The organism is Candidatus Thermoplasmatota archaeon (assembly GCA_022848865.1).
In the GTDB taxonomy this organism is placed as follows: Archaea; Thermoplasmatota; Thermoplasmata; order RBG-16-68-12; family JAGMCJ01; genus JAGMCJ01.
On record JAJISE010000086.1, the window covers coordinates 1 to 2,794 of the forward strand.

General features: G+C 56.2%; 2 protein-coding genes. Both read right to left on the bottom strand.

Annotated features, from left to right (window positions below):
- Positions 1-202: 202 nt before the first annotated feature.
- Entirely contained in the window at positions 203-1,144 is a 942-nt protein-coding gene (gene twy1 / locus LN415_09710) for a 4-demethylwyosine synthase TYW1 (GenBank protein MCJ2557361.1), read from the bottom strand.
- 39 nt (positions 1,145-1,183) lie between these two features.
- Complete coding sequence (locus LN415_09715; GenBank protein MCJ2557362.1) at positions 1,184-2,569, bottom strand: replication factor C large subunit; 1,386 nt, start codon at positions 2,567-2,569, stop codon at positions 1,184-1,186.
- Positions 2,570-2,794: the final 225 nt, after the last annotated feature.

Genomic DNA, 2,794 nt, shown 5'->3' on the forward strand with positions numbered 1-2,794 from the left:
CGTAAGATGCGGAAGGCGCGTACATAGCCTCGTTGACGAGAATCTGCCGCCGTCTCACCTCAGTTGCCGATGCGGCGCAAGGTTCCCTCTGGTCATCGAAGAGGAAGAGCAGCGGGAAGAAAAGAACTGGATTCCCGAAGACCCCTTCGAGAAATGCAATCAGGTCGACCATCGAACTCGCACCTTAACGCCCTTACAGATATTAAAGCCGAACGGGGGAGGCCATTCTTCTGTCCTTGTTGCCGGATTCAAGGAGCACGACCCGGCTTTCCTTCCTTTCATCCAGAATGGGATATCCGAGATGGCTTGAAAGCGTTCTCGAGAACTCCCGAACGCCATCGTGGCTCGGCATGTTGCTCCACTTCATCCGATTCCTGGACCCTCCCACGAACACGTATCCCTTTGCCTCCACGAAGTCAGGCTCAGCGCGGGATATCAGCTCCGAGTAGGCGTCCACGTGCGTCATGTTCCAGCCATCGACGAGCGTGAGCCTGACGACCCTTCTCGTGTTCAGATCTTTCATGACCGCCAAGGATTCCAGGAGTCTTTCCCACGAATCCTCAGATATAGGAGAGCAAAGCTTGTTGTAGATGTCAGGTGTGGGCGCCGCGACCGTGATGTACAACTGTGTGGGCAGGGGGTCCAACCGTGCCAGCACTGACGGCAACGTGCCGTTGCTGACGAGGATCGTGCTCATGCCCTTTTCGTGACATTCCTGGATGAGCTGTCCGAGTTTCGGATAGAACGTGGGCTCCCCCGTGAGCGATATGGCCACGTGCCGCGGCTCAGAAGCCTCCGTCCATTCCTCAATGCTGCAGCGGCTGTCACCCTTGAATCCCGAAACCAACCCCGTCTGTGCGTTCAGGCTCTCCTCCAGTATAAACGCCGGATCGTCCACGTGGTCGAACTTCGGCTTTGAGAAGTTCTGGGCTCTCCAGCAGAACAGGCAGTTCATGTTGCACTGGTCCGCCGTGGGCGTCATCTGAAGACATCGATGGCAGTCGATCCCATAGAACACCTCCTTGTAGCACGGTCTTTTTCTGATGAGCTTCTCTCTCAGCCAGTGGCATAGTTTCACGGCGGAATGGCTGCCGACGATCCTGTAGCCCTGTCTCTCGAGCAAGCGACGCTTTTCGGGGTCCACTGACATCTCATCGTTGCGGACCGATAAACACTTTTGCACCTAGAACTGACTCAGGTCCTTCTGACCGGGCTCCTTGTCCAGCTCGAAGTCCTCGATCTCCTTGATCTCGACAGAGTCTCCCTCTCTGATCCTCTTCGCCTGCTCGACGGTCTGCTTCACCGCGGTAGAATCCTCCTTCTCTCCGAGAAGGAATGCAACCTCCCTCTCAACGAGTTCCATCCTGGCGGTCGTTGAGACCCTGAACTCGAAATCGTTGAGGAATATGTGCGTGAAGCCAGGGAGGATGTCAGTCCTGGCCCGGTTTGAGGACGTGTGCGTCTCCCCTCCGATCTTCTCCGTCACAGAGCGGAGCGTCCTTCTTACCGACCTTGACCTGGACATCTTCGACAGCCACAGTGGGAACCTGTACCTTCCTTGCCCGTAGGCGGAGCCCTCTCTGGCCACGGAAACGCCGCATGTCATCAGGTCCGACGCGTACGCCCAAAGCCTGTAATGTCGCTTCCTTCTCACTCGCCCTAGGTACACGTCGGCCTTTGACAGTGAGTCCAAGCCCGCACACAGATCATGCGGTTCTCGATATTCGAGCGGCAGGTTCTCGTCGATCCACAAGATCAGAGTGTCTGGTGCTTCGTCCAGGGCCATGCAGCTTTCCCTCGATTTCCTGCAACTTCCCGACGTGAGAATATCCCTCACGCTCTCGAAGATGGTCTTCCTCGCGTCCCTGTAGCCAAGAGCGATGACATCGTCGTGCGTTACGTCTTCCCTCCCCTCCGCCAGAGATTGGACGTCGTTGATAGCCGCCCTCATGTCCCCGCCCACTCTCTCCGTTATATGGTCCAGGGCGTCCTCATCGATTTTGAACCCCTCCTTCTTCGCGATCTCTCTCAGGACGGTCTTGATCTCGGAGGACTTGAGCGGTTCGAACTTGATGGTCTTGCAGAGCGATTTGATCGCCGAGGACCTTCTTGTCAGGGCATAGTAATCATTCACAATCAGGACTATCGGTTGCTTGGATGCCCTGATGGTCTCTGTGATAGCTCCGATGCCCCCAGCGTCCTCTCTACCGAAGAGATTGTCGGCCTCATCCAGGATGATGAGCTTCCTCCTGCCCTCCTTCGAGGAGACATACTCGCCGTCGCTGGTGAACGTCTCACCGAGGGCCCCGAGAAAGGCGACCTTCCTGACGGAGGCGGCGTTGCGAGTGTCGGAAGCGTTCATCTCCACCACCCCCCAACCAAGATCGTTTGCCAGGGCCAGGGCCGCGCTCGTCTTCCCAATGCCAGGGCCTCCCGTGAGTATGACCGCCTTCTTTCCACGGCCGGTCTCCCATGTCTCCGCCCACTTCCTCAAGTCGGCAACGGCGACCTTGTTCCCGACGACCTTGTCGAGGGTCGCGGGACGGTACTTCTCCGTCCACTCGATCATCGACAGTGAGTAGCTCTACTGCGTTAAAACGTTTTCATTGTCGACATGTTTCCGGCTCATTCCTTTTCGTGGGTTTCTTCGTACAACTCACATAGCTCTGCTAGGAACTCATCATAGGTCTTCCTGAATTTGAGCTTGTACAACCGGTCTCGTGTGTCGGAAGAGATCTGTATGCTTGTTATCCCTTTCTTCGGCATTTCAATCCCAGGACTTATAGCTCTATGT